The sequence below is a fragment of the Streptomyces sp. NPDC048718 genome (assembly GCF_043198875.1).
In the GTDB taxonomy this organism is placed as follows: Bacteria; Actinomycetota; Actinomycetes; order Streptomycetales; family Streptomycetaceae; genus Streptomyces.
Window position 1 is genome coordinate 188,776 of the sequence record NZ_JBICVG010000014.1, and the last position, 23,501, is coordinate 212,276.

The window sequence follows — 23,501 nt, forward strand, 5'->3', positions numbered from 1 at the left end:
GGGAGGGTCCGGTGGGGGGGGGCGGTCCCGCGATCGGACGGGTCAGCCGGTCACGGTGATCTGCTGGGTCGCGTCGGTGGTGTCGGTGATCTGGTACGTGGCGCTGAAGTTCGCCGACTGGCTGCCCGTCGGGCAGAGCAGGCCGCCGGTGACCGTGGCGGGCACGGCCGCGCCCGAGATGGCGAGGGTGGACGGGGCGCCGTTGGTCCAGCCGCCGTTCACGGCGGTGGTGCCGCCGGGCGAGCCGGTGATGGTGCAGGACGCGAGCCCGCTGGTCTTGAGGACGACGCCGCCCTTGGGAATGGTGAATCCGGCGGTGGCCGGCGAGCCGTTCTGGGTGGTGAGCGCCCAGGCGCCGTTGGTGGAGTTGGTGGTGACGGTGACGCTGACACCGAAGATGCTGGTGCTGCAGCCGCTGAAGGTGGGCGGGTTGATGGGGAGGGAGACCGCGCCGGCGTCGTTGTGGTTGGCGGGCGCGGCGGGCACCTTGTTGGCGGCGCCGGTGGACGCGGAGACCGTACAGGTCATGGTGGTCGAGCCGGCCGTGAAGGTGGCGTTGCCGGTGAGTTTGGCGGCGAAGGAGTGGCCGGCCGGGAGCACGGTGGTGGACGCGGCCTGTATGCCGGTGCCGCCGAAGGTGAGGGCGGTGGCGGCGGCCAGACCGGTCGCGGCGACGAGCAGCTTGGACATGGGGATCTCCTCGGGTTCGGAGGGTGGGGATACGAGGAGGTGCGGGGTACTTGGCGCGTGATGCGCCGTACGCGGTGCGGGACATGCGCGGTGCGTTCGGACGTGCGCGGTGCACGGTGCACGGTGCGGGTGCGGGGACGTTCCCGGGCGCGGTGCGGCGTTCGCGGGAGCGCGTGGGGTGGGGGCGCACGCGAAGTGACCTGAGAGTAGAACCGGCCGGTAGTAGCGTCCAGACAGGTTTTGCGCCACGTCTGACAACGCATCAGAACACGTGCCTTGTTTACATACTTGACGAGAGGGAGGGCGGCCCCGACACCAGGGCCGCCCCCGGAGCGGAGCCTCGTTCCGGGGGCGGCGGAGAGCGGCGATGTCGGCGCACGACGCTCGTGGCGCGCCGGGTCCAAGAGCCCCCACGGCCCTCGTACCTGCGACCCGGCTGCACCGATCTTGCCGTGTCCCGCCCCCGATTCCATGGTCATCCGGCCCCAAGCCACACGATCCGGCGACGATCGGGCCCTGGCTTGACGCAGGAACGGCACCGCCGGGCGTACGGGAGGAATCCGGCAACGGTCCGGCAAAGGTTCCGACCCGAACCCGGCTCGATCCGGTCATATCCGGACATCCTGAGGGGTCCGGCCACGTCGCCGCACGGGGGCGCGGGGATACTGGAAGCCCCACGGGATCACAGAAAAAGGGAGGGCCGGGTGGAGTTCCGCCTGCTCGGGACGGTGTCCATCGCGGCCGAAGCGGGCGAGCTGCCGCTCGGCCCCGCCAAGCGGCGCAGTGTGCTCGCCGCACTGCTCTTGCGCGCGAATTCCGCCGTTCCCGTCGACCGGCTGATCGACGCGGTGTGGGAGGAGGAACCGCCGGCCCGGGCCCGTACCGTCGTCCAGGGCCATGTGTCCCGGCTGCGCGCGCTGTTCGAGCAGGGCGGCGCGGACGACTACGGCATCGAGCTGGCCACCCATACCCAGGCGTACGAGCTGCGCATGCCCGACCAGCTCCTGGACACCCATCGCTTCGACGAACTCGTCCAGCTCGCCGGGCACCAGAAGCACCCGGGGGACGCGGTCCTGATGCTGCGCGAGGCGCTCGCGCTGTGGCGGGGGCCCGCCCTGACGGGCACGGTGGCGAGCGAACCGCTGCTGGTGGCGGCGCAGGCGCTGGAGGAGACGCGTCTTGTCACCGTGGAACAGCTGGCGGCCGCGTACGGGCGGCTCGGCGAGCATGTGAAGGCGGCGGCGCTGCTGCGCGCCGAGGCGGCGGCGAACCCGCTGCGGGAGTCGCTGCTCGCCGCGCTGATGCTGTCGCTGTACCGCGCCGGGCACCAGTCGGACGCCCTTGATTGCTACCACCGCACGCGCACCCAGCTCGCGGACGACCTGGGCGTCGATCCCGGGCCCGCGCTGCGGGCGGCGTACGAGGCGGTGCTCCGCGGGCTGCCGTCGGCCGCGCAGACCGTGTCCTGGCCGGGTCCCGAGGCGCCCGCCGGCACCCCGTGGCCCCCGGCGGCGGGAGTGGCTGACGCGGCTTCGGCGACCGCGGGGACCGCCGGTGTCACGGGGACCGCCAAGGCGGCGGGGGCGGACGCGTCCGACGGCGGCGGTCCGGGCGCGACGGCGCCGGGCCCCTCCGCTCGCGTCCCGGCTCCCGCGCCGGCCCCGGGAGCGGACGGCCCGGCCCCGGACGTCCCCGCGGACGGTCACGCGGCCGGACGCGCGGCGGGGCATACGGCGGGTGAGCCCTCGCACAGGCAGCCGACGTCGCCGGTGCGCCCGGCGGCGGCCACTCCCCCGCCGCTGCCGGCGCCCGATCTGCTGCCCCGCACCCCGCGCGGTTTCCTCGGCCGCGAACGTGAACTGGCCGCACTCGACGCGGCCGTGGACGAGGCCCGGGTGGCGCTGGTCACCGGCCCCGCCGGCGTCGGCAAGACCGCGCTCGCCCTGCACTGGGCGCACCGGCGGGCCGACCGCTACCCGGACGGGGTGCTCTACGCCGATCTGCGCGGCTTCGGACCTGGCGACGGCGACGGCGTGGACGCCGCCGAGGTGCTGCGCGAGTTCCTGCCCGCACTCGGGGTGCCGCCCCGCGAGGTGCCGGAGTCGCCGACGGCCGCGGCCGCGCTCTACCGCTCGCTGACCGAGGACCGGGCGCTGCTCGTCGTCCTCGACAACGTGCGGGGCGCCGACCGGGCCCGGCCGCTGCTGCCCGCGGGTCCGGACAGCGCCGCCGTGGTGACCTCCCGGCTGCGGCTCGGCGGCCTGGTGGTCACCGAGCTGGCCCGGCCGGTGCCGCTCGGGGTGCTCGGACTCGACGAGTCGGCCGCGCTGCTGGCCGCCGCGGTCGGCGGCGAACGCATCGGAGCCGAACCGGCCGCCGCCCGCAGGCTCGCCGAACTCTGTGACGGGCTGCCGCTCGCGCTGCGTGTCACCGCCGCCCAGCTCGCCGCCCGCCCGCACTGGCGGCTCGCCGATCTCGCCACCGAACTCGCCGACGAACAGCGGCGGTTGGCACTGCTCTCGGTGGACGACGGATCGGCGGGCGCCGACGGGCAAGGGGTGGCTGCCGCGTTGCGGGTCACCGTGCAGCAACTTCCGGACTCGGCCGCCCTGTTGTTCCGGCGGCTGGGCTCCGTGCCGGGACCGGATCTGGACCGGCACGCCGCCGCCGCGCTGCTCGGCCACACCCCTGCGGCCGCTGCCGAGGCCCTGGACCGGCTGTGCGACGCGCATCTGCTCACCGAGTACGCGCCGGGCCGGCACACCCTGCACGATCTGGTGCGGCTTTACGCGCGCAGCCTCTCCCCCGACGGGGAAGGGCTGGTCCGGCTGCTCGACCACTACACTCTCACCGCCATGGCCGCCGCGCGGATCGCGGAGCCCGACGACCACGACTGCTGCGCACCGCCCGCCGACGCCCGGCTGACCGGCAGTACGGTGCGGTTCGCGGGACGGGACGCGGCGCTGCTCTGGTACGCGGCCGAACGCGACAACCTCGCCGCGGCCGTCGCCGCCGCCCGGGCCGCCGGACTGCACGACCGGGCCTGGCGGCTCGGCGTACTCCAGTGGCCGTACATCCTGTGGAACAGCCACGACGGCTGGGCGCCACTGCTCGACGACGCCGTCGACTCGGCGGCCCGGGCGGGCGACGCGGACGCCGAGTCCCGCGCCCGCGCGCTGCTCGGCTGGGTCCTCACCCAGGAGAACCGGCTCGACGAGGCCCTGACGCATCTACGGCTCGCCCCCGCCCTCGCGGCCCGCGCCGGCGAGAAGTCCAGCGAGGCGACGGCCCTGGTGAACCTGGCGGTGGCGCTCGACCGGCACGAGGTGACGGAGGAGTCCCTGGCACTCACGGCCCGGGCCGCCGAACTCGTCCACGGCAGCGGGGACGTGATGACCGAGCTGCTGGCTCTGGAGCACCGATCCCGGCAGCTTCTGGCGGCGGGCGACCCGGCCGCCGCGCTCGACTGCGCCCAACGCGGACTCGCCCTCGACGGCGACACGGTCAACGGTCTGGTGGGGGTCCGCCACAGCATGCTGACGGCGACGGCGGGCACGGCCCTGCTCGACCTGGGCCGGACGGAGGAGGCCGGAGCCGTGCTCGCGCGCGCCCGCCGGCTGGGGCTCGCCCACGGCTACCAGGAAAGCGTGCTGCGCGCGGACACCCAACTCCACCGCCTCCACGGGCTCCACGGGCCTCACGGGCCTCACGGACCTCAAGAGTCGGCTCCCGCCGCCCGGCCGGAGGCCGTGCCGGGACCGTAGCGGGGCCGTCAACGGGTCCGCGGCGAGAGCCGGGCCGGGCGGGCGAGGAGGCGCACGTCCCTGTAGGGTCGGCGGACTTGTCGATCAAGGGGGGACCTTGTCCACAGCATCCACGTACCCGCGGCTCCGGCACATCGCCGCCGCTGCCGCCGTCGCCGCCCTCGCCTGCCTCACGGTGTCCTGCTCGGCAGCCTCCGGTCCCGACACGGCGCGATCCGCGCCGGCCGCGGAGAAGACGGCCGGGAAGGAGACGGCCGGGAAGGAGACGGCGGCAGCGGAGACGGCCGCCGACGCGACCCAGGAGTTCACCGGCCCCCGGGTCCGCGACGCCTTCGCCGGCCTTCAGACCACCCTGGTGGCGCCCTGCGCGGACTGCGGCGACAACCTCGACCGCGTCCATCTGGAACTCGGCAACCTCGACCGCGCCATGCGCAAGGACCCGCAGGGATCCTCACACTTCGCCGAACCCCTGGAACTGATCGGGAAGTTGAACGAGACCCTGGGCCAGGACACCTCCACCGAGAACCTGCGCACCCACCAGAAGGAACTCTTCGACACCCGCGACCGGATCAACACCTGGATGCAGGGCCATCCGGAGGACTACCGCTGAGCGACGGCCCCCGGTTCCCCAGGGGCCGCCCCCTCAACCCCGCTTGGCCTGGGCCTCCTTGGCGGCCTCCTCCAGCCGGCCTCGGTACTCCCGGAACCACGCCTCGTCGCCGCCGTACATGTTGTCCGCGTCCTCCCGCATCCCGGCTTTGCCGTCGATCAGTTCGCGGACGATGTCGGCGTGGCCGGCATGGCGGTGCGTCTCGGCCGTCACGTGCAGCATGAGCCGCTGGAGCGTCGCGGCGCCCTTGTCGCCCCACCACGGAACGTGCCCCACCGTGTCGAGCGGCAGCGCTTCGATCGTCGCGTCCGTGTGCGCCCAGGCGCGGTGGTAGAGGCCGAGGATCTCCTCACGCGACTCGTCGGCCGTGGCCCACATGTCCACGTTGGGCTCGACGTCCGCGTCCGCGTCCATGTCCTCGTCCCAGGGAAGGGATTCGCCGTGCGGGCGGCCGAAGGTCGGGCCGAAGTACCCGAACTCGACGCAGGCGAGGTGCTTGACGAGGCCGAGAAGGTTGGTCCCGGTCGGTGTCATCGGGCGGCGGATGTCGTACTCGGACAGTCCGTCCAGCTTCCAGACGACCGCTTCGCGGGCGCTCTTGAGGTAGCGGTGCAGGTCGTCTTTGGGATCATCGAGCTTCATGGGGCCGAGTCTCGCATCGACCACTGACAGTCGGCACGCGGTTAAGCGCTTCCGCGGGTAGAGGACAAGGCGTCATGGTCGGCGGGCCGGCCGTGCGTCCCGCTGCGCGTGGCCTTACCGCTGGCCGAGGTGGCGGGCAGCAGCAGGGCAACACGCAGATCATGCAGTCGCGCGCGACCACCCGCACATACCGCCAGGCCCACCACAGGACTGTGAAGGCCGAGGCCAAGGACTCGTCGAAGGCCCGGCGGTAGCCCGGGCTACCGGGAGCCCGCCACAGGGCGCGACTTGTAGAAAGACTCCTCCAGGTAGGCGACCTCGTGCGGCTGGTAGGGCTCCTCCAAGTAGGCAGCCTCGTCTTCGTCGAGTTCGACGTTCACCGCGGCGAGTGCGTCGGCAAGCTGGGCCGGCTTGGTGACCCCGACGATGGGCGAGGTCACCGCCGGGTTGCGCATGACCCAGGCCAGGGCGACCTGGGCCGGGGACAGACCCCGCTTGCCCGCGATCTCGTGAACGCGCTCGGCCACTGCCTGGTCCCCGTCGCGGTAGAGGATCTTGCCGCCCTCATCGGTCCTGGCACGCGCCGTGGCGGTGTCCCGGACCCGCGTCAGCCTGCCCCGCGCCAGCGGGCTCCACGGAATCACGCCGATGCCCTGGTCGGCGCAGAGCGGGAGCATCTCCCGCTCTGCTTCTCGGTGGATGAGGTTGTAGTGGTCCTGCATCGACACGAACCGGGTCCAGCCGTTCAGGTCAGCCAGGTACAGGGCCTTGGCGAACTGCCAGGCGTACATGGATGAGGCTCCGATGTAGCGGACCTTCCCGGACTTGACCGCGTCGTGCAGCGCCTCGAGGGTTTCCTCGATCGGGGTGTCGTAGTCCCAGCGGTGGATCTGGTACAGGTCGATGTAGTCGGTCCCCAGTCGCTTCAGGGAGGCGTCGAGCTCGGCGAAGATCGCCTTGCGGGACAGCCCAGCGCCATTCGGGCCGGGGCGCATCCGCATCCAGACCTTGGTGGAGAGAACGACCTCCTCGCGCCGGGTGAAGTCCTTGACCGCCTGGCCGACGATCTCCTCGCTGCTCCCGGCGCTGTACCCATTGGCCGTGTCGAGGAAGTTGACGCCACTTTCGAGGGCTTGCTTGATGATGTCCCGGCTGGCGTCCGCGCCCAGCGACCAGGGCTCGCCGCCCCGGTCCCGCTCGCCGAAGCTCATGCAACCGAGGGCGATGGCGGAGACTCCCAGTCCGGTCGTTCCGAGTTTGATGTATCGCATGCGCCGAACCTAGGAGTTGGAGTGTGCTCCAACGCAAACTCGGAGGCGTGGGCGGGTTCCGCTGGTCCGGGCGGCGGTATCGCAGCGCTCGCGAGGGCGCGCCCCTACCCGCGGAATCTCCAAGTCCTGTCTTTCGGATCCTGCCGGACCCGCGGGCCCCGGCGGCGCCACGACCGCCGGGGCCGACCCCGCCTTCGGTCCTCAGGATCCTTGCTCCACCGGGCCGATGAGGGTTCCGGCCGCGATGTTCATCCTGCCCTCGGCGAAGGACGAACCGGGGATCTGCCCGCCCGGCGCCTGAAGCGTGAAGGACATCTCGTCCACCGGCACCTGGCGGGCGTCGTTGGGGACTTGGACGTCGAAGTGCACCGGGTGGCCGGGGCCGAAGGTCACCGCGGTGCCCTGCTCGCCGTAACGGCCGGCGGTGATCCCGGACGGCTTGCCCTGGCGCAGGAACCGGGCGTCGGCCGGCGAACCGGCCAGCCGGCAGGGGTCGTATCCGCGCGGCGCGGTCAGGGTGACCCGGTAGTGGTGGTGGCCCGCGCTGGCGGGTGCCTCGGCGATCTTCGCGGTGTGGTTGGCCGGCCGGCACGCGGAGGGGGCGGCACCCCGCCCCGTCGCCGGGGAGGCCTGCGCGACCGCGGGGGCCGTGGCGGCCAGCAGGACGGCGGCGAGGATGACGACGGACTTGCGGTCGGGATGCATGGGCACTCCTTGCCTTGCGCGATGGCCCCGTGCGTATGCCGCACTGGACCATGGTCGGTACGATCCGTTCCCACTCGCACTGACCGGGAATGTCCCGGAATCGTCACGGCCGACACCGGGCCGGGCGGGGCGGCCCTCGCGAAGGGTCGGGGTGGCGAGGCGACCGAAGTGGCGCCCACGCCGTGGCCACACCTAACCGAGTGACAACCGCGAGCCGGCTCGCGACCATGGGCCGATGACCATGGGACCCGACCTTCTCACTCTGAACATCGTGTGCCCGCCACCCGACAAGGGCGATGCGAGGGTCCGCCCGATCGTCAACGGCCGGGATCTTCTGGCCGAGGTGGCACCCACCGGCCTGGGAGACTCCTGGTACCAGGGAGTGAGTCCCCGGTATCTGCTGGGCCAGGACGGGCCGTTGCACTCCGGGCGGACGCCCCACGAGGTGCGTCTCGCCCGGTCCGGGTGCGGCGTGGAGGAGTGTTGTGGCGCGCTGTACACGACGATCACGCGTCACGGTGGTCATGTCGTCTGGGCGGGCTGGCGAGACCCGGCCCATGAGAACCTCGAACTGCCGGAGCTCAGGTTCGCCACGGACCGGTACGAGGCCGAGGTCCTGCGCGCCGGAGAGGACCGCGGGTGGGAGTGGCCGGCGGGAGCGGTCGCGCGGCTGCTGGAGGGGGGGCTGAGGAGGCGCGAGGACTGGCTCGTCAGGTGGGACTGCGAGTTGGAAGGGGTCTGGGCCTCCCACAGGGAGCCCGATCGCGTCCACGTGGTCCTGACGCATCCCCGCGACCGGGCCGATCCCGCTCTGCCCTGGCTCCAGTTCGGGATGACCCTCCACATCTCGCCTGACGCCCCATCGGTCCAAGCCGAGCGCTTCGAAGCGCGGCTGACCGCCGGTGATCCCCGTGCCGCCGCCGAGGTCTGGGGAGGTTCGCACGATGCCGAGCGACTGGGCTACCCCTGGCCGCCGGTCTCCCCGTGAACGGCGGAGAGAGGCAAGGAGGGGCCGGGTCCACCGGCGTGCCCCCGAGCGCCGTCAAGAGCTTCACGAAGACACCCATCCGGGCATCGCATCCGCTTGCCCCCACGGCCGACCGAACCTGCCCACGGAGAAGCGACAGGAACAGAGGACAAAGTACGGCCACCGGGCCGCCCGGCCCCGCGCGAAGCCTCCGGAGTATCCGCTCACCCGGTCTGCCGTACGTCCTCCCTCGCCTCCTCCCTCGCCTCCTCCCACACGCTCTCCCGCCCGGCCGAGTCCTCCGCGCCGTGCCACGCTGCTCACGGGGGCGGTGCCCCGTGAAGCCGGGCACCGGACGCAGGGCACCGGAGGGAGGGACCGGACACACGGGAGGCGACGTGGGCCCCGACGGGCAGGAGACCCCGCGGCACCAGCGGCACCAGCCGTCCGGCGGGGCCGCGCCGGGCCGCCGAACCCTCCTCAGGGCGGGCGTCGGGCTCGCCTCGGCGACGGTCGGCGCCTGCGCCCCTGCCCCGTCCGCCCACACCGCCCGCGACCGCGCGGCGGAGGCCTCGCCCCGGGCCGAGACGGAGCGGGACCGCCAGGGAACACACGACTGGCGTATCCGGTCGCGGGGTCCGGCGCCGGCCGTCCTCGGGTACACCGACCGGGTGAGTGTGCTCCCGGGCGAAGAGTGCGGACTGTACGTCTCGACGACCGCGCCGTCCTTCCGGGTCTCGGCCTTCCGCATCGGCTGGTACGGCGGCGACGAGGCCCGGCTGGTGTGGCGGTCCGGACGCGTTCCGGGCCGGGTTCAGGCGCAGCCGCGTCTCGTGCCCGCCACCCGTACGGTCCACGCCGGCTGGCGGCGCACCCTCGGGCTCGACACGACGGGCTGGCCGGAGGGCGCGTATCTGCTGCGGCTCGACTCGCAGGACGGGCACCAGCGCCATGTCCCGCTGATCGTGCGCTCCGCGCGGGGCGCGGGCCGCACGGTACTGATGCACGCGCCCGCGACCTGGCAGGCGTACAACCGGTGGGGCGGCTACAGCCTCTATCAGGGGCCCTTCGGCAACTACGACACCCGGTCCCTCGCCGTGAGCTTCGACCGCCCCTACGACCTGGACGGGGCGGAGAAGTTCCTGGCGTACGAGCGGGCGGCGGTGGTTCTCGCCGAGCGGCTCGGCATTCCCCTCGCGTACACCACCGGGGTCGACGTACACCGTTCCCCCGAGGTGCTGGTCGGGGCGGCCGCCGTCGTCTGCCTCGGGCACGACGAGTACTGGACCCCGCAGCAGCGTGAGCACGTCACCCGGGCCCGGGACGCCGGCACCAATCTGGCCTTCCTGGGCGCCAACACCTGCTTCCGCCGGGTCCGTCTGGAACCGGACGGAGCGCGGCCCGAGCGGACGGTGGTCTGTTACAAGTCCTCCTGCCGGTCCGACCCGCTGTACGCCTCCCGGCCCTCCCTGGTGACGACGGACTTCCGCGCGTCCCCGGCGCCCGACCCCGAGTCCTCGCTGACCGGTGTGCTCTACGAGGGATATCCGACGGACGCGCCCTACGTCGTCCACGCGGCGGACCACTGGGTGTACGAGGGGACGAGGGTGCGCCGCGGCGACGGCTTCGCCCATCTGGTCGGGGTGGAGTACGACCGGGTCACCCCGGGCCCGGCCGTCCCCGGGCCGCTGGAGATCACGGCCCACTCCCCTCTGGTGTGCAAGAAGAGCCGCAGCCACAGCGACTCGGCGTACTACACCGCGAAGAGCGGGGCGGGGGTCTTCGCGACGGGCACCATGCGGTGGGTGGAGGCCCTGATGGCCGGGACTCCGGACGGGGGCCGCGATCACGGCATGGACGCCCGTACCCGGGTCTTCGTCACCCGGACTACGGAGAACCTCCTGCGCGCCTTCGCCGAGGGCCCGGCCGCCCGGCATCGTCCCGCACCGCGCCCCAACACGGCGGAGGTGTACGGGGGATGACGGACCGGGACGCACGGCGGACGGGAGACGCCCGGGGCGCGCGGGGACGACCCCGGGCCGTACGGCGCCGGGGTCGTCTCTCGGGCGGGGAAGGTCAGTTGACGAACACCGCGCCGTTGCCCTGGGAGCCGTCCAGCACCGGGCCGTACTTCGCGGAGAAGTAGCCGCTGCCGGGGCAGGTGGCCGGGCCGCTGGTCTTGCTGAAGAGCTGGTCCTTGAAGGTGAGCGAGTTGTCGGCGTTGGACGGGGTCGCGGTGAGGTTGCCGGCCTGGTAGACGCAGGTCGTCACACCCAGGATCGTGTTGATCTTGAGGGTGGTCTGGATGGGTCCGGCGGCACCCGCCGTGACGGTGAGCGGGCCTCCGGAGACCACGGACGCCTTGTACGGCAGGTTGTTCACCGTGATGCTCTGCACACCGGTCGCGCCGATGATGTTGGTCGTGCAGTTGGCCAGCGTGTGGGAGGTCACCGTCTCGGTGGCGGTGCCGGGGGCGGCCGGGTTGGAGTCGGCGGTGGCCGCGAAGGCCGAGGTGTTACAGGTGATTCCGGTGCTGCCGCCGGCGGTGGTGGCGATCCTCGCGGTGCCACCGGAGGCCAGTGTCGCGCTGAGGCTGTCGTTCGCGGCGACGGCCGGGCCGGTCGGGCTGCCGACGGTCAGGACAGCGCCGGCGGCGGTCGTGGCGGAGGCGGAGGTGGTCACCGCGAGCGCGGCGGCGAAGGCGGCTCCGAAGGCGACGGAGAGCAGACGCTTGTTCATGGGGGGGGTCCTTTCGCACAGGGCGGAGGGTGGGATGGTTCGGCGGTCGGTGTGGGTGGCCGTGGCCCGCGTGGGGACGCGGGCGGTGCACCCGGGCGGTACGGCAGAACGGCGGTACGGAGGTACGGCGCTGCGGTACGGCGACACAGCCGTGCGGTTGGGACGGCGGTACGGGTGGTGCGGCGGTACGGCGGTACGGGTGGAAACGGACGAGCACGCCGTACGGGATCGCCCCGAAGGCGTACGGCACACGCACGGCCGCGCCTACGGTCCGGGACACACCCGGAACGGGACACACTCGAAGCGGGACGGAGCGGTGTCACGCCGTGCGCCCATGGCTCGCGGTCGCATGTGTGCCGCTCCGCGGAACTGGTCGGTCGCACCTGGCGGAACGAGGTCCGCGTGGAACGGGGTCCGCGTGGAACATGGTGCGGGTGGAACATGATGCAGGTGGCGCGTCCTCCGCGATAGCCCTGGTTCCGAAATCCGTCCGAACGGGCCCGTGTAGCCGCCGACTTGGCGACGCGGACGCGGCACGGCGACGACGGCCGCCGCCGGGGATCCGGCGCCACGGGCCTTCCGGCGGCGGTGTCGCGATACGGGGTGGAGCGTAATACTCGGTGTACGGGATCCGGCGGCGCGCATCCCGTCCCGCGGGGTGCGGCGCCACCGGTTCTCCCGGCGCACCGAAAGGAAAACCCACGAGGGTTGTAAACCCGCCGAGTATCCGACGTCAACAACCGCAGAAGGATGTGGCCGATGACGAGTGCTCGCTGCCCCGAGGGAGATCTCGTCCTGCCAGGCGCCCGCACGGGGCGTGAGCCGGAGCGCTCGCTGCGGCCGGGACCGCGCCGGCTCACACCCGAGCAGGTGGCGTCGCGTCAGCGCGAGCGACTGCTCGACGGTGTGGCCCGCACCGTGGCCGCGAACGGCTACGCGGGCGCCCGGATCAGCGACATCTGCCGGGCCGCCGGGGTGACCCGCCCCGTCTTCTACGAGCTGTTCTCCGGCAAGGAGGACGCGGTGCTCGCCGCCTTCCGGGGCGGCACCCGGACCGTGGTGCGGGCCATGCAGCGGGCCTACGACGAGGCGGGCGGCGCGACGGACTGGCCGACCGCCGTCCGGGCCGGACTGCGGGCGCTGCTGACCCTGCTCGCCCAGACGCCCGCCTTCGCGACGATGGCGGTCGAGATCGAGTCCCTGGGGCCCTCGGGGCGGCGGGCGCGGGCGGAACTTCTGGCCGGATTCCGCCCTTTCTTCAGGGATGCCCCGCCCGGCCCGCCCGGAATGGCGCGCGACGAGCTGGTGGACACGGTCGTCGGCGCCGTGCACGCGGCGGTGCAACGGGCGGTCGACGCCGGGCGGTTCACCCTGCCCGAGGGCAGGTCGGCGGCCGGTCCCGATCCGCTTCTGGACGTTCTCGTCCATGTGGTCACAGCACCTTTCCCGGTTTCCGAATGATCGTCAAGAACGTTTGGTTACTGGGCAGTTGACGTGACTTGTTACCGCGCGTACGGTCCGAATCGGTTCCCTTGCGGCACGGCTGCCTCCGCGCGTTACCAGGAAGACCCAGGGTGGGTGGGGGGAACCGGTCCGCGCCAGGACGAAGCCGCGCTCTGTTTCCTCATCACTGTCAGGAGCACCGCATGGCCCTGTCCGAAGACACCACCACCCCCGACTCGCCCGGCGGCCCGCCCGCCGCGGCCGGCCAGGAGAGACGGGGCGGGGTGCGCTACCGTCGCGCGGCCCTCATGGGGGTACCCGCCTTCCTCGCCGCCGGCACGCTGGTGGTCCTCACCGCCCAGGGTGCTCTCGCCGCCCAGTTCGCCATCTCCGGAATGCCGTTCGTCGTAGCCGGCGACTCGCTCAAGGGCGACGGCTTCGGGCAGTGGGGCGCCATCGACAACATGGCGGACAACAGCCCGAACGCGGGCGACACCGGCGGCCAGGTGCTGACCATCGTGACCGCGATCCGCAAGGCGAAGATCACCAATCTGTGCCAGAGCGTGGCGCTGGGGGGCACCTACCTGCACATCACGGCGGGCGGGAAGAAGGACCGCCCGGTCGAGGCGACCGGTCTGACCACCGACTCGACCGACATCACCGGCAAGTCGGCGAGCTTCGACAACATCGAGATCGGCGGTGACGCCAGCGAGTACGAGAAGCCTCCGATCAAGGGCCCGCTCGGCTCCTTCGGCCAGCAGGCCGACACGGTGGAGATGAACGACTTCCGCCAGACCAACTACGCCACCACGGCGGTCCGGTTCACCCTGCCCGACCTCCACATGAACTTCAGCTCGGAGGGCTGCTGACCATGGCACCGGGCACGGACGAGGCCGCGGCGGACGTCCCCGAGGCCCCTCGGGCCGCGGCGGACGCACCTCCCGACGACCGCCGGCACCCCTGGCGGGCGTTTCGGACCTGGCGCCACCGGCGCCCCTTCGGGGCGGGCCTCGCCCTGGCGTTCGGCGGCGCGGAGATCCTGCTCACCCAGCGGGCGAGCGTCTCGGTGATCCTCGCCGCCGGCGCCGACAGCCTGGCGGGGTACGTACTGCCGATCATGATGATCGTCTGCGGACTGCTCGTCGTGGTCAACCCCGGCCAGCGGCTGTTCTATTCGATCATCGGCGTCCTGGCCTCACTGGCCACCTGGGTGACGTCGAACCTGGGCGGTTTCTTCATCGGCATGCTCTTCGGTCTGATCGGCAGCACCCTGATCTTCGGCTGGGTACCCGACCGTCCCCGGCGCTCCTGGCGCCGTAAAAGCCGGCCCGCGTAGCAGCCCCTGGGGCCCGGCCGAGATCCGCCGGACAGCGCCCCACGGCCCCGGTCCGCCCGATGCGTTCGGGAGGGCCGGGGCCTTGGGGCGGGTGCGCCCGCCCCAAGGCCCCGGCCCTCCCCACCCGAGCCCGTCACAGCCGTCACAGCCGGCGCAGGGCACCCTCCGCCCGGAGGTCCGCGAGGGACGGATAGCCGTCGACGGCCATGAGCAGATCGGCCTCGGCGAGCAGGGACCGCAGGACGTGGACGACACCGTCGGTGCCGTCGAGGGCGAGCCCGTAGACGTACGGGCGGCCGACGGCGACGGCGGTGGCGCCGAGCGCGAGCGCCTTGACCACGTCGGCGCCGCTGCGGACGCCCGAGTCGAAGACCACGGGCAGGCCGTCGGCGGCGGCGACCACGTCCGGCAGGGCGTCGAGGGCGGCCAGTCCCCCGTTGGCCTGCCGGCCCCCGTGGTTGGAGCAGTAGACGCCGTCGGCGCCGCCGTCCCGGGCGCGCCGGACGTCCTCGGGGTGGCAGATGCCCTTGAGCAGGATCGGCAGGTCGGTCAGTGAGCGCAGCCAGGGAAGGTCGTCCCAGGTCAGTGGGGCGCCGAAGATGCCGGTCCACTCCAGGACGGCGGCTTGCGGGTCCTCTTCGGGGCTCTTGGCGAGGCGGGCCCGGAACACCGGGTCGGAGGTGTAGTTGGCCAGACAGTGGCCACGCAGCTGGGGGAAGTTGCCGGTGGCGAGATCACGGGGGCGCCAGCCGGTCACCCAGGTGTCGAGGGTGACGACGATGCCCCGGTACCCGGCCGTCTCCGCCCGGTGCACCAGGCTCTCGGCGAGGGCCCGGTCGGTCGGCGTGTAGAGCTGGAAGAGGCTCGGGGTGGCGCCGGACTCGGCGGCGACGTCCTCCAGCGGGTCCACACTCAGAGTGGAGGCGATCATCGGGACGCCGGTGCGGGCGGCGGCGCGCGCGGTGGCGAGATCGCCGTGCCCGTCCTGGGCGCACAGTCCGACGACGCCGACGGGCGCCATCAGCAGCGGGGTGGGCAGGGCGATCCCGCACAGGTCGACGCCGAGGTCGCGGTGGGTGGCGCCCACCATCATCCGGGGCACCAGGCCCCAGCGCGTGAACGCCTCGGTGTTGGCGCGCTGGGTGTGTTCGTCGCCCGCGCCGCCGGCGACGTACGACCAGACGGACGGCGGCAGCGCGGCCTCGGCGCGCCGTTCCAGCTCGGCGAAGGTCATCGGCAGTCTCGGCAGGGTGCCGAAGAGCCCGTTCAGGTAGATCTCGTTCTGGTAGTCGCCGAACCGCTGGTCCATCGCGCGCTCCCCGCACCCCTCGGCCGGTCTGGGATCGCCGGCCGCCGGGCAGGGACGTTACCGCCGGGTAGAGCGCTTGACCATGCCCCGGATCCGGCGGGCCGGGGCGGTGGCGACGGCCGGGCCTGTCCCGTACGCCCCATGGCGCTCCCTTGCCTCACGCGGTACCCGGCGTAGCCTGGCGCACCATGTATCTCTCCGTACCTCCCCCCGGCCCCGGCGCCACCGCCTGGTCCCCTGAGACGGTGACTTCCGACCCCTACAACGCCCAGACGCCGGCGGCCGCGCTCGTCCCGCGTCTCACGCCCGCCGACGCCCTCTTCGTACGCAGCCACTTCGACGTCCCGGACCTTCCGGCGGACCGCTGGCGGCTGCGGATCGACGGCGCGGTGGGCACGCCGTACAGCATCGGCTACGACGAACTGACCGCGCTCCCGCACCGAGAGGTGGACGTGGTGATGGAGTGCGCGGGCAACGGACGCACCCGGATGACTCCACCCGCGCCCGGTCTGGCATGGGGGGAACGGGCGGTCGGTTGCGCCCGGTTCGCGGGAGTCCCTTTTCAATCCCTCGTCGAACGAGCCGGGTTGGATCCCGCGACGGTCGAATTCGTCTTCACCGGCGCCGACTCCGGGATGGCGCACGGCCGGCCAACGACGTTCGCGCGCAGCCTGCCGCGCGCGCTCGCCCTGCATCCGGACACCCTGCTCGTCACCCGGCTGGACGGCGCGCCGCTGACGCCCGCCCACGGCGCCCCGGTCCGGCTGGTGGTGCCCGGCCGGTTCGCGGTGGCCGACGTGAAGTGGCTGACCGGGGCGCGAGCGGTCACCGATCCGTTCGAGGGAGTCTTCCAGACCGAGGAGTACGTGTACGTCGACTCCGCCGGCCGCCCTGAGGGGCCGGTCGGCGAACTGCTCGTCAAGTCCCTGATCACCGCCCCCGAACCGGACGAGGATCTGCGGCGCGGGCAGGAGACCGAGGTACGCGGGCACGCGTGGTCGGGCGGCGGGGTGGCCGTGCGCCGGGTCGAGGTGCGGGCGGTCCACGAGGACGAACCCGACGAGCCGGAGACCGGGTGGCAGGACGCCGAACTGGACCGCCCCTCGGGCCCGTACGCCTGGACGGACTGGTCCTTCCGCTGGACTCCGCGCACCCCCGGCCGGTACCGGATCCTCGCTCGGGCGACGGACGCGGAGGGCGCGGTCCAGCCGACGCGGGCGCCGTGGAACGCGCGCGGGTACGGATGCAACGCGGTGGCGGTCGCCGACGTGGTCGTGGTCTGAGCCGGCCGGAACGCCGTTGCCCGGGGCGGCCGTTCGGCTGTACTCGCCAGGGTGAGGCCACTACGTGGCGGACCGGGGCAGGCCGGGGCGAAGCGAGAGCGGGCGGCGGACGGAGAGCGAGGGTGGGCCCTGGGCCTTGCCTTGCTCCTCCGTCCGCTCCCGGTCCGGCGGCTTCGGCGGGTTCGGCGGGGCGCCCCGGGGCGTGGTGTGTCAGTGCCGTGGTGTTGGCTGGAGGCGCCTACGTACCACCGCAGTCCCGCACCAGGAGATGCCGCTCATGCCCACGACCGTTCCGCACCGCAACGCCAAGCCGCCCGTCGCCCAGGCTTCCCTGGGGGCGGGCGTCGTGGTCCTCGACGAGGCCGGGCGGGTCCTGCTCGGTCTGCACCGCTCCGGCGTCTGGGAACTGCCGGGCGGCGCGGTCGAGCCGGGCGAGTCCGTCGAGGAGGCGGCGGTGCGCGAACTCGCCGAGGAGACCACGCTCGTCGCCGAGCCCGCCGATGTGACGGTCATCGGCTTCGTCCTCGACACCGCCGCCTCCACCGAGCTGACCCGTGTGTCGGCGGCGACCGTGATCCGCGCCCATCAGGGCACCCCGGCGGTCGCGGAACCCGACAAGATCGAGCGGTGGGAGTGGTTCACACCCGACCGGCTGCCGGAGGCGCTGTTCGTCCCCTCGGGCCAGGTGCTGCGCTTCTGGCGACCCGAACTCCCGTCTCCGGACGGCCCGTTCCACCGCTACGGGGTGACGTCGGGCAATGCCGCCGGGCACGGCCGGGGCCGGGTTCAGGGGTAGGACCGGGCGCGGGATCGGGGCCGGGAGCAGGACCTCCGCGACCGTCGTCGCTCAGGGGATGCGGCGCTCGTCGCCGACCGCGGGTCCGGGGGTCGCGGCCGGTTCCTTCGACGGGGCCCCGGGACCGCTCGCCTCCCCGGACCGGGCCGTACGCCCGTACAAGCCGGCGAGGGCGGCACACTGGGCCGCCATCGCCAGCGCCATGGCCGCGCAGATGCCCGGCAGTCCCCAGCCCGACAGGACGTACGCGCCCACGAGTTGCGTCACCGTCCCGCACGCGGTGATCCGGGCCAGCGCCGGGCTCCGGCCGCTCCCCTCGAACACGCCGCCCAGCGCGATGAAGCACGCGAGCAGGACGAGGTAGGGGCCGACGCAGCGCAGATACAGCGCGCCGGCCTCGGCGACCGGGCCCTCGGCGCCGAACCCGCGCATGAGCGACGGTCCGGCCGCGAGGAGCGTCAGGGCGGCGGCGAGCCCGAGGCCGCCGGACAGTCGCAGGGCCTCGCGCCCCACGGCCCGCCGCTCGTCCCGGCCTGCGCCGAGCAGGTGCGCCGTACGGATGGAGGCGGCCTGGCGCACCGCGTAGAACGCCATGGTCGCCACGTACATCGCCTTGGTCGCGATCCCGTAGGCCGCCACCTCGCCGACACCGATCCCGGCGACGACCCGGACCAGCGCGAGCGTTCCCGCCATGCGGGTGAGGAAGTCCGCCGCCATGGGCAGACCGATCGCGGCGGTGCGGCGGGCGTCGGCGGCGAGCCGCCGCAGCCCTGGGGACGCGCCCGGCCCCCGCGGCTCCGGGGCCATGGCCTCACGGCGGGCCTTGGCACGGCGCAGCGCCACGAGGCCGCAGCCGAGGGCGGCGGTCCGGCCGAGCACGGTGGCGACGGCGGCCCCGCGGACACCCATGCCGAGCCCCAGGATGAGCACGGGGTCCAGGACGAGGATCAGTACGTTGGCGAGGGCGGAAAGCCTCATCGGGGTGCGGGTGTCGCCCATCCCCTTGAGGATCGCGTCGACGACATGGGTGGCGTAGAACACGGCGATGCCCGGCAGGGCGATCGAGAAGTACGCGACGGCGAGCGCCGGTGCCTCTCCTCCCGCCTCGCCGCCGAGCACGAGCCGGGCCAGTGGCTCGCGGCACAGATACCCGCCGAGGGCGACCACGGGGGTGATCAGCGCCCACAGCGTCCAGCCGCCGCGCACCGCGGACCGGACCGCCGCCGGGTCCGCGGCGCCCCTGGCCCGGGCGACCCGCACCGTCGTACCGGAGCCGGCCACCAGGACGACGCCGAGGAGCAGGTTCTCGACGTTCGTGGCGACGGCCACCGCGGCGACGGCGTCCGCGCCGAGCCGGGCGACCCAGACCACGTTGATGATCCCGGCGACGACTCCGGCGAGGAGTTCGACGTAGACGGGTCCGGCGAGCCGGGTGAGTGACCGGCGGTGTTCCGCGGCTTTCATGATCCCCCTGTCTGCTGTACCTCTATGCGATGCACCTCGATTCGAGGTGCATCGCATAGAGGTAACATGCCGTCACCGGAAGGACAAGTGCCGGGAGCGGCGCGCGAGCGAGGGGCGGAGGACGGCATGCTGGAGCTGTCGATTCTGGGATTCCTGTACGAAGAACCCCTGCACGGCTACGAGTTGAAGTCCCGCATCCACGCGCTGAGCGGCCATGTGCGCCCGGTGAGCGACGGCGCGCTGTACCCGGCTCTCAACCGGCTGGCGGCCGCGGGCCTCGTCGATCAGCGCACGGAGCCCGGCAGCGGCGCCACGACCCGCCGCATCCTGTCCCTCACTCCGGCGGGACGCGCCCGGCTGCTGACCCGGCTGAGCGAGCCCAAGGATGTGGAGATCAGCGACGGGCAGCGCTTCTTCACCCTGCTCTCGTTCCTCCGCCACCTGCCGGACCGCGCCGCGCAGGCCACCGTCCTCCGCCGCCGCCAGGCGTTCCTCGACGCTCCGACCAGCTTCTTCTACCAGGAGGGCGAGCCGGTGCGGGCCGAGGAGGCACCCGACGCGTTCCGGCAGGGCATGCTGCGCATCGCGCGCGCCACCGGGAGCGAGGAGCGGGCGTGGCTGGCGGAGACCATCGGCGTGCTGGAGGCACCGGGGGAACAGAGGAAATCGGACTGACGGAGTCAGGGGGAGGGGGAATCGGGGGACCGGAGGTATCGGGAAGGGGAGGAGCGGAAAGGCGGCGGGCGGAGGGGCGGCGGTTCGGGAACGGCCGGGTGACGAGCGGGCGGGAGTGACGGACGGTCCGAGCGGGCCGGGCCGATCGCCGCGTTCTGTCCGGACTTCCGGCGGATCGTGACGGAAGGCCTGACACGGGCCGTGAGCCGCTGTCATCATGCCGACGGGGGTGCGCCATGGGAGAGTCCGACCGCGTGACCGTACCGCCGCCGGGCGAGGCCGCGACCGTCGCGGCACGCGAGGCGGGTCTCGGCGTCTATCTGCGGGCCTTCCGCGCCCGCCACCGCGAGAGCGGCGGACCGGACCGGGCCGGATCCGCGTCCGGCCCGGGATCGGGGGCCGGGCCGGGATCAGGGGCCGGGCCGGGATCAGGGGCCGGGACCAGACGGGAATCCGGGTCCGAGGCCAAGGCCAGGTCCGGGGCCGCGCGGCGGGGTGTGGTGCTGCTGCTCGCGGGGGTATCCCTGGGGCTGCCCGCGCTCGCCACCCGGCTGGTGGGGCAAGGGCTCGGAGTACCGCTGCTCCTGCTGCCGTTCGGGGTCTTCACCCTGGCACTGTGGCGCTCGCTTCGGGTCCCCGCGACGGGGGCGGCACTGCGCCCCGGAGAATACGTCTACCTGTACGAGCAGGGCCTGGTCTGCCCGGCGGCGGACGGCGGGGCGCGGGCGGTGCCCTGGCGGTCGGTGACGGCGATGCGCCAGGACGTGACTCGCACCAGCGTCAACGGCGGCTACACCGGCACCCACTACGCGTACCGGCTGAGCCTCGGCGGGGCGCGCGAGGTGACCGTCGGCGGCTTCCTCGACGAGGAGACAGCGCAGCCGCCGGATGGTTCGCAGGTCCGCGAGCTGGCGCAGATCGTCCTCGACGAGACGGTGCGCCGGGCGCTGCCGCCGGCGATGTCCGCGCTGGAGGCCGGCGAGCGGGTCGTGTTCGGCGAGGTGGCACTGGAGGGTTCGGGCATCGGGCTGCCGTCGGGAACCGCGCCGTGGGAGCGGGTGCGGCGGTGCGAGTGGCGCGGGGACGGGCTGGTGGTCGTACGGACGGCCGGGGCGGGCCGCTGGACGCGCGAGTCGAAGGAGATCCCCGACTTCCCGGTCTTCTGGGCGCTGGTCAAGGAGCTGTGCCCGCAGGCCCGCGAGATCCGCCGCTGACATTTCACCCGAACGGGTGTCTGGCGAATCTTTGGATGCTTTGGGACATTTGAAGCGTCGTCAGAGGAGGCGGTGACGCCGGAGGTTCGGGGGGACTGTGACGCGTTTCCAGGTAGGGAGGCGACCGCGGACGGTGGTCGCGCTGCTGTTGGTGTGGTGCGCGGTGCTGTGGGGTCTCGCGCCGGACGCGAGGGCCGCCGGGTCGTGGCAGGAGCTGGCGCCCGGGGTCGCGTACCGCGATTTCGACGCGCCGGCCGCGCACGGGACGGTGCGGGTGCATCTGCTGTCCGTCGACCTGCGGGCCCGGGGTGTCGATGTCGACCTGTTGCACCCGGGCGCCGTGGCGGCACGGGCACCGATATCGCGGCTCGCCGACGCGCGCGGGGCCCTCGCGGGGATCAACGGGGACTTCTTCAACATCTCCGAGAGCCAGCATCCGGGCACGGAGGCGACGGGGGCCGCGGTGGGCCCGGCGATAGCCGCCCGCCGCGTACTGAAGTCGGCGGTGCCGCGAGGGCAGCGGTTCGGGCCCGCGCTGCCGCCGGACACGGGGACGTCCGAGGTGTTCGGGGTGGGGGTGGACCACCGGGCGCGGATGGGCGGACTCGTCCTGGAGGGCTCGGTCACCGGCCCGGCGGGCGGGTACCCGTTGGGCGGGCTCAACCAGTACGCGCTGCCCGTCGGCTCGGTCGGCGTCTACACCTCCGACTGGGGGACGGCCTCCCGGGCCCGCGCCGTGTGCGGGTCGGACACCGACCGGGCCGCGCCGTGCACCACGGACGCGTACGAGGTGACGGTACGCGGCGGCAGGGTCGTGGCGGTCGCCGGCGCCCCGGGGCGTGGTCCGATCCCCGAGGGAACCGAGGTCCTGGTGGGACGGGAGGCGGGCGCCGGGCGGCTGCGGACCCTGACCGCCGGGGACCGGGTACGGGTGCGCCACCGTCTTGTCGCGAACGGTTCCCCGGTCCCGTTCCGGTTCGCCGTCGGCGGGTATCCGCTGCTCCGGAACGGGATTCCGCGGCCCGGGCTCGACGACACCACCTCGGCCGTGCGGACGGCCGCCGGGAGCGCGGACGGCGGGGGGCGACTGCTGCTGATGGCCCTGGACGGTGCACCGGAATGGCGGTCGGGGATGACGGTCGCCGAGGTGGCGGCGCTGATGGCGAGAGAGGGGGCGCGGGACGTGTTCAGCCTGGACGGCGGCGGCTCGTCGACGCTGGTGAGCCGGGCGGCGGACGAGCCGGCGGTGGTGGTCCGCAACCATCCGAGCGACGGCACCGAGCGGCCGGTGTCGAACGGCATAGGCGTCTTCGCGCGCGGCTGAGCGGCGGCCGGCCGGTCGCCCGTCACCGGCGTCACCGAGCGGACCGGGCGGTTGCTGATTAGCGTGGCCGATGGGGGCGAATTGCCGTCATCGATCGGAAGCGAGTCATTTCCATGGCCTCACGACCTGAAGGTACGCCGGTCTGGACCGACGCCATGTACCGCGACGTCGAGCGTGCGAAGTCGTTCTACGGCGATGTGCTGGGCTGGACCTTCGGAGAATCGTCCTCGGAGTACGGGAACTACACCCAGGCCTACAAGAACGGCAAGGCCGTCGCGGCGGTCGTGCCGCCGATGCCCGGCCAGGACGGCGAGCCGCAGTCGGCCTGGTGTCTGTACTTCGCCTCGCCGGACGCCGCCGCCACCGCCGAGAAGATCAAGTCGGCGGGCGGCACGGTACTGATGGAGCCCATGGCGGTGGGCGACTTCGGCACCATGTGCCTGGCGAAGGATCCGGCCGGGGTGACGTTCGGCGTCTGGCAGGCCGACAAGCACGAGGGCTTCGAGCTGGAGGGCGAGCCGGGCGGCTACGCGTGGGCCGAGGTGTTCACCCGTGAGCCGGCGAAGTCCGACGCGTTCTTCACGGCCGTCTTCGGCTACACCTCGAAGAAGGTCAAGGACGACAAGATGGACTTCCGTGTCTTCGACGCCGGTTCCGAATCGGTGCTCGGACGGATGGCCATGGGATCGGAGTTCCCGCCCGAGGTCCCCTCGTATGTGCAGATCTACTTCGCCGTCGACAACTGCGACAAGGCGGTCGAGGCAGCGGAGCGGGGCGGCGGGCGCAAGGTGTTCGGCCCGATGGACAGCCCGTTCGGCCGCTTCGCGGCGATCCTCGACCCGGAAGGGGCGGCGTTCGCGGTCATCGACATGAAGACGACGGTCGGCGACATGCCCGAGATGGAGTGACCCTCCCGGATCACGGATGCCCGGGGCCACGGGGGCTCCGGGCATCCGATCGTCCGGTCGCCGCGAGGCGGCGAGGCGGGGGCCGGGGTCAGGGCCTGAGGCTGGAGATCACGTTCGCGGTGGCGGTGGCCCCCTCGTGAATGGTGGGGGCCATGCTGGTGCCGGCCAGATAGAAGCCGAGCAAGGCACAGACCAGGGCGTGGGAGAGCTTCAGTCCGCCGTTGCGGAGGAAGATCACGGCCAGGATCAGTAGAAGCAGCACCGCGGAAATGGAAATGGCCATCGCGCTCACCCTCCTTGCGCCGCGCCCGAATTGCGGCGTTTGGCCGACAGTGTGACGGAATGAGCGACCAGTGCGTCG

General features: G+C 73.1%; 21 protein-coding genes. 13 read left to right on the top strand and 8 right to left on the bottom strand.

What is annotated here, in order from left to right; translation table 11 throughout:
• Nucleotides 1-42: 42 nt before the first annotated feature.
• Nucleotides 43-690, bottom strand: a complete 648-nt coding sequence (locus tag ACGFRB_RS25390; protein ID WP_393246230.1) for a hypothetical protein — start codon at nucleotides 688-690, stop codon at nucleotides 43-45.
• 704 nt (nucleotides 691-1,394) lie between these two features.
• On the opposite strand from ACGFRB_RS25390, the gene ACGFRB_RS25395 reads away from it, so the two are divergent.
• Together ACGFRB_RS25395 and ACGFRB_RS25400 are read left to right on the top strand one after the other, a co-directional pair.
• Nucleotides 1,395-4,454 (top strand): BTAD domain-containing putative transcriptional regulator, encoded by a 3,060-nt coding sequence (locus tag ACGFRB_RS25395; protein ID WP_393246232.1) that lies wholly within the window; start codon nucleotides 1,395-1,397, stop codon nucleotides 4,452-4,454.
• 97 nt (nucleotides 4,455-4,551) lie between these two features.
• The gene (locus ACGFRB_RS25400; RefSeq protein ID WP_393246234.1) at nucleotides 4,552-5,064 is read left to right on the top strand and encodes a hypothetical protein; all 513 of its coding nucleotides are present in this window, start codon (nucleotides 4,552-4,554) and stop codon (nucleotides 5,062-5,064) included.
• Nucleotides 5,065-5,097: 33 nt separating this feature from the next.
• On the opposite strand, the gene ACGFRB_RS25405 is transcribed toward ACGFRB_RS25400, so the two are convergent.
• From ACGFRB_RS25405 to ACGFRB_RS25415, 3 genes are all read right to left on the bottom strand, one after another.
• A complete protein-coding gene (locus tag ACGFRB_RS25405) occupies nucleotides 5,098-5,706 on the bottom strand; it encodes a DinB family protein (protein WP_393246236.1) in 609 nt (202 codons plus the stop codon).
• 260 nt (nucleotides 5,707-5,966) lie between these two features.
• Nucleotides 5,967-6,977 (bottom strand): aldo/keto reductase, encoded by a 1,011-nt coding sequence (locus tag ACGFRB_RS25410; RefSeq protein ID WP_393246238.1) that lies wholly within the window; start codon nucleotides 6,975-6,977, stop codon nucleotides 5,967-5,969.
• A gap of 201 nt (nucleotides 6,978-7,178) precedes the next feature.
• Nucleotides 7,179-7,682, bottom strand: a complete 504-nt coding sequence (locus ACGFRB_RS25415) for a DUF4232 domain-containing protein (protein ID WP_363007192.1) — start codon at nucleotides 7,680-7,682, stop codon at nucleotides 7,179-7,181.
• A 235-nt stretch (nucleotides 7,683-7,917) separates the two neighbouring features.
• Between ACGFRB_RS25415 and ACGFRB_RS25420 the strand changes: the two genes are divergently transcribed.
• A complete protein-coding gene (locus ACGFRB_RS25420) occupies nucleotides 7,918-8,670 on the top strand; it encodes a hypothetical protein (protein WP_393246240.1) in 753 nt (250 codons plus the stop codon).
• A 650-nt stretch (nucleotides 8,671-9,320) separates the two neighbouring features.
• Complete coding sequence (locus ACGFRB_RS25425) at nucleotides 9,321-10,631, top strand: N,N-dimethylformamidase beta subunit family domain-containing protein (protein ID WP_393246242.1); 1,311 nt, start codon at nucleotides 9,321-9,323, stop codon at nucleotides 10,629-10,631.
• A gap of 94 nt (nucleotides 10,632-10,725) precedes the next feature.
• Here ACGFRB_RS25425 and ACGFRB_RS25430 read toward each other — a convergent pair whose 3' ends face one another.
• Nucleotides 10,726-11,388, bottom strand: coding sequence for a Tat pathway signal sequence domain protein (locus ACGFRB_RS25430; RefSeq protein ID WP_363007196.1), 663 nt, complete (start codon nucleotides 11,386-11,388; stop codon nucleotides 10,726-10,728).
• Between the two features lie 759 nt (nucleotides 11,389-12,147).
• Here ACGFRB_RS25430 and ACGFRB_RS25435 point away from each other — a divergent pair.
• From ACGFRB_RS25435 to ACGFRB_RS25445, 3 genes are all read left to right on the top strand, one after another.
• Nucleotides 12,148-12,849, top strand: coding sequence for a TetR/AcrR family transcriptional regulator (locus ACGFRB_RS25435; RefSeq protein ID WP_393246244.1), 702 nt, complete (start codon nucleotides 12,148-12,150; stop codon nucleotides 12,847-12,849).
• Nucleotides 12,850-13,034: 185 nt separating this feature from the next.
• Nucleotides 13,035-13,700: a DUF6230 family protein gene (locus tag ACGFRB_RS25440; protein WP_363007200.1), complete on the top strand. Its 666-nt coding sequence runs from the start codon at nucleotides 13,035-13,037 to the stop codon at nucleotides 13,698-13,700.
• 2 nt (nucleotides 13,701-13,702) lie between these two features.
• Entirely contained in the window at nucleotides 13,703-14,167 is a 465-nt protein-coding gene (locus ACGFRB_RS25445) for a DUF6114 domain-containing protein (RefSeq protein WP_363007202.1), read from the top strand.
• Nucleotides 14,168-14,309: 142 nt separating this feature from the next.
• On the opposite strand, the gene ACGFRB_RS25450 is transcribed toward ACGFRB_RS25445, so the two are convergent.
• Complete coding sequence (locus tag ACGFRB_RS25450) at nucleotides 14,310-15,476, bottom strand: alpha-hydroxy-acid oxidizing protein (protein ID WP_393246246.1); 1,167 nt, start codon at nucleotides 15,474-15,476, stop codon at nucleotides 14,310-14,312.
• Between the two features lie 245 nt (nucleotides 15,477-15,721).
• Here ACGFRB_RS25450 and ACGFRB_RS25455 point away from each other — a divergent pair, with 245 nt between their 5' ends.
• Together ACGFRB_RS25455 and ACGFRB_RS25460 are read left to right on the top strand one after the other, a co-directional pair.
• Complete coding sequence (locus ACGFRB_RS25455; RefSeq protein WP_393246248.1) at nucleotides 15,722-16,759, top strand: sulfite oxidase; 1,038 nt, start codon at nucleotides 15,722-15,724, stop codon at nucleotides 16,757-16,759.
• A gap of 277 nt (nucleotides 16,760-17,036) precedes the next feature.
• A complete protein-coding gene (locus tag ACGFRB_RS25460; protein ID WP_393246250.1) occupies nucleotides 17,037-17,555 on the top strand; it encodes an NUDIX hydrolase in 519 nt (172 codons plus the stop codon).
• 51 nt (nucleotides 17,556-17,606) lie between these two features.
• On the opposite strand, the gene ACGFRB_RS25465 is transcribed toward ACGFRB_RS25460, so the two are convergent.
• Nucleotides 17,607-19,019 (bottom strand): MATE family efflux transporter, encoded by a 1,413-nt coding sequence (locus tag ACGFRB_RS25465; protein ID WP_393246252.1) that lies wholly within the window; start codon nucleotides 19,017-19,019, stop codon nucleotides 17,607-17,609.
• Nucleotides 19,020-19,145: 126 nt separating this feature from the next.
• Between ACGFRB_RS25465 and ACGFRB_RS25470 the strand changes: the two genes are divergently transcribed.
• The 4 genes from ACGFRB_RS25470 to ACGFRB_RS25485 all read left to right on the top strand — a co-directional run bounded on the left by ACGFRB_RS25470 (nucleotide 19,146) and on the right by ACGFRB_RS25485 (nucleotide 23,140).
• The gene (locus tag ACGFRB_RS25470) at nucleotides 19,146-19,694 is read left to right on the top strand and encodes a PadR family transcriptional regulator (RefSeq protein ID WP_393246299.1); all 549 of its coding nucleotides are present in this window, start codon (nucleotides 19,146-19,148) and stop codon (nucleotides 19,692-19,694) included.
• A gap of 236 nt (nucleotides 19,695-19,930) precedes the next feature.
• On the top strand, nucleotides 19,931-20,908 hold the full coding sequence (locus ACGFRB_RS25475) for a DUF6585 family protein (RefSeq protein ID WP_393246254.1): 978 nt from the start codon (nucleotides 19,931-19,933) through the stop codon (nucleotides 20,906-20,908).
• A 133-nt stretch (nucleotides 20,909-21,041) separates the two neighbouring features.
• The gene (locus ACGFRB_RS25480; protein WP_393246256.1) at nucleotides 21,042-22,232 is read left to right on the top strand and encodes a phosphodiester glycosidase family protein; all 1,191 of its coding nucleotides are present in this window, start codon (nucleotides 21,042-21,044) and stop codon (nucleotides 22,230-22,232) included.
• Between the two features lie 113 nt (nucleotides 22,233-22,345).
• Nucleotides 22,346-23,140, top strand: a complete 795-nt coding sequence (locus ACGFRB_RS25485; RefSeq protein WP_363007218.1) for a VOC family protein — start codon at nucleotides 22,346-22,348, stop codon at nucleotides 23,138-23,140.
• 88 nt (nucleotides 23,141-23,228) lie between these two features.
• On the opposite strand, the gene ACGFRB_RS25490 is transcribed toward ACGFRB_RS25485, so the two are convergent.
• Complete coding sequence (locus ACGFRB_RS25490) at nucleotides 23,229-23,423, bottom strand: hypothetical protein (RefSeq protein ID WP_363007220.1); 195 nt, start codon at nucleotides 23,421-23,423, stop codon at nucleotides 23,229-23,231.
• Nucleotides 23,424-23,501 lie beyond the last annotated feature (78 nt).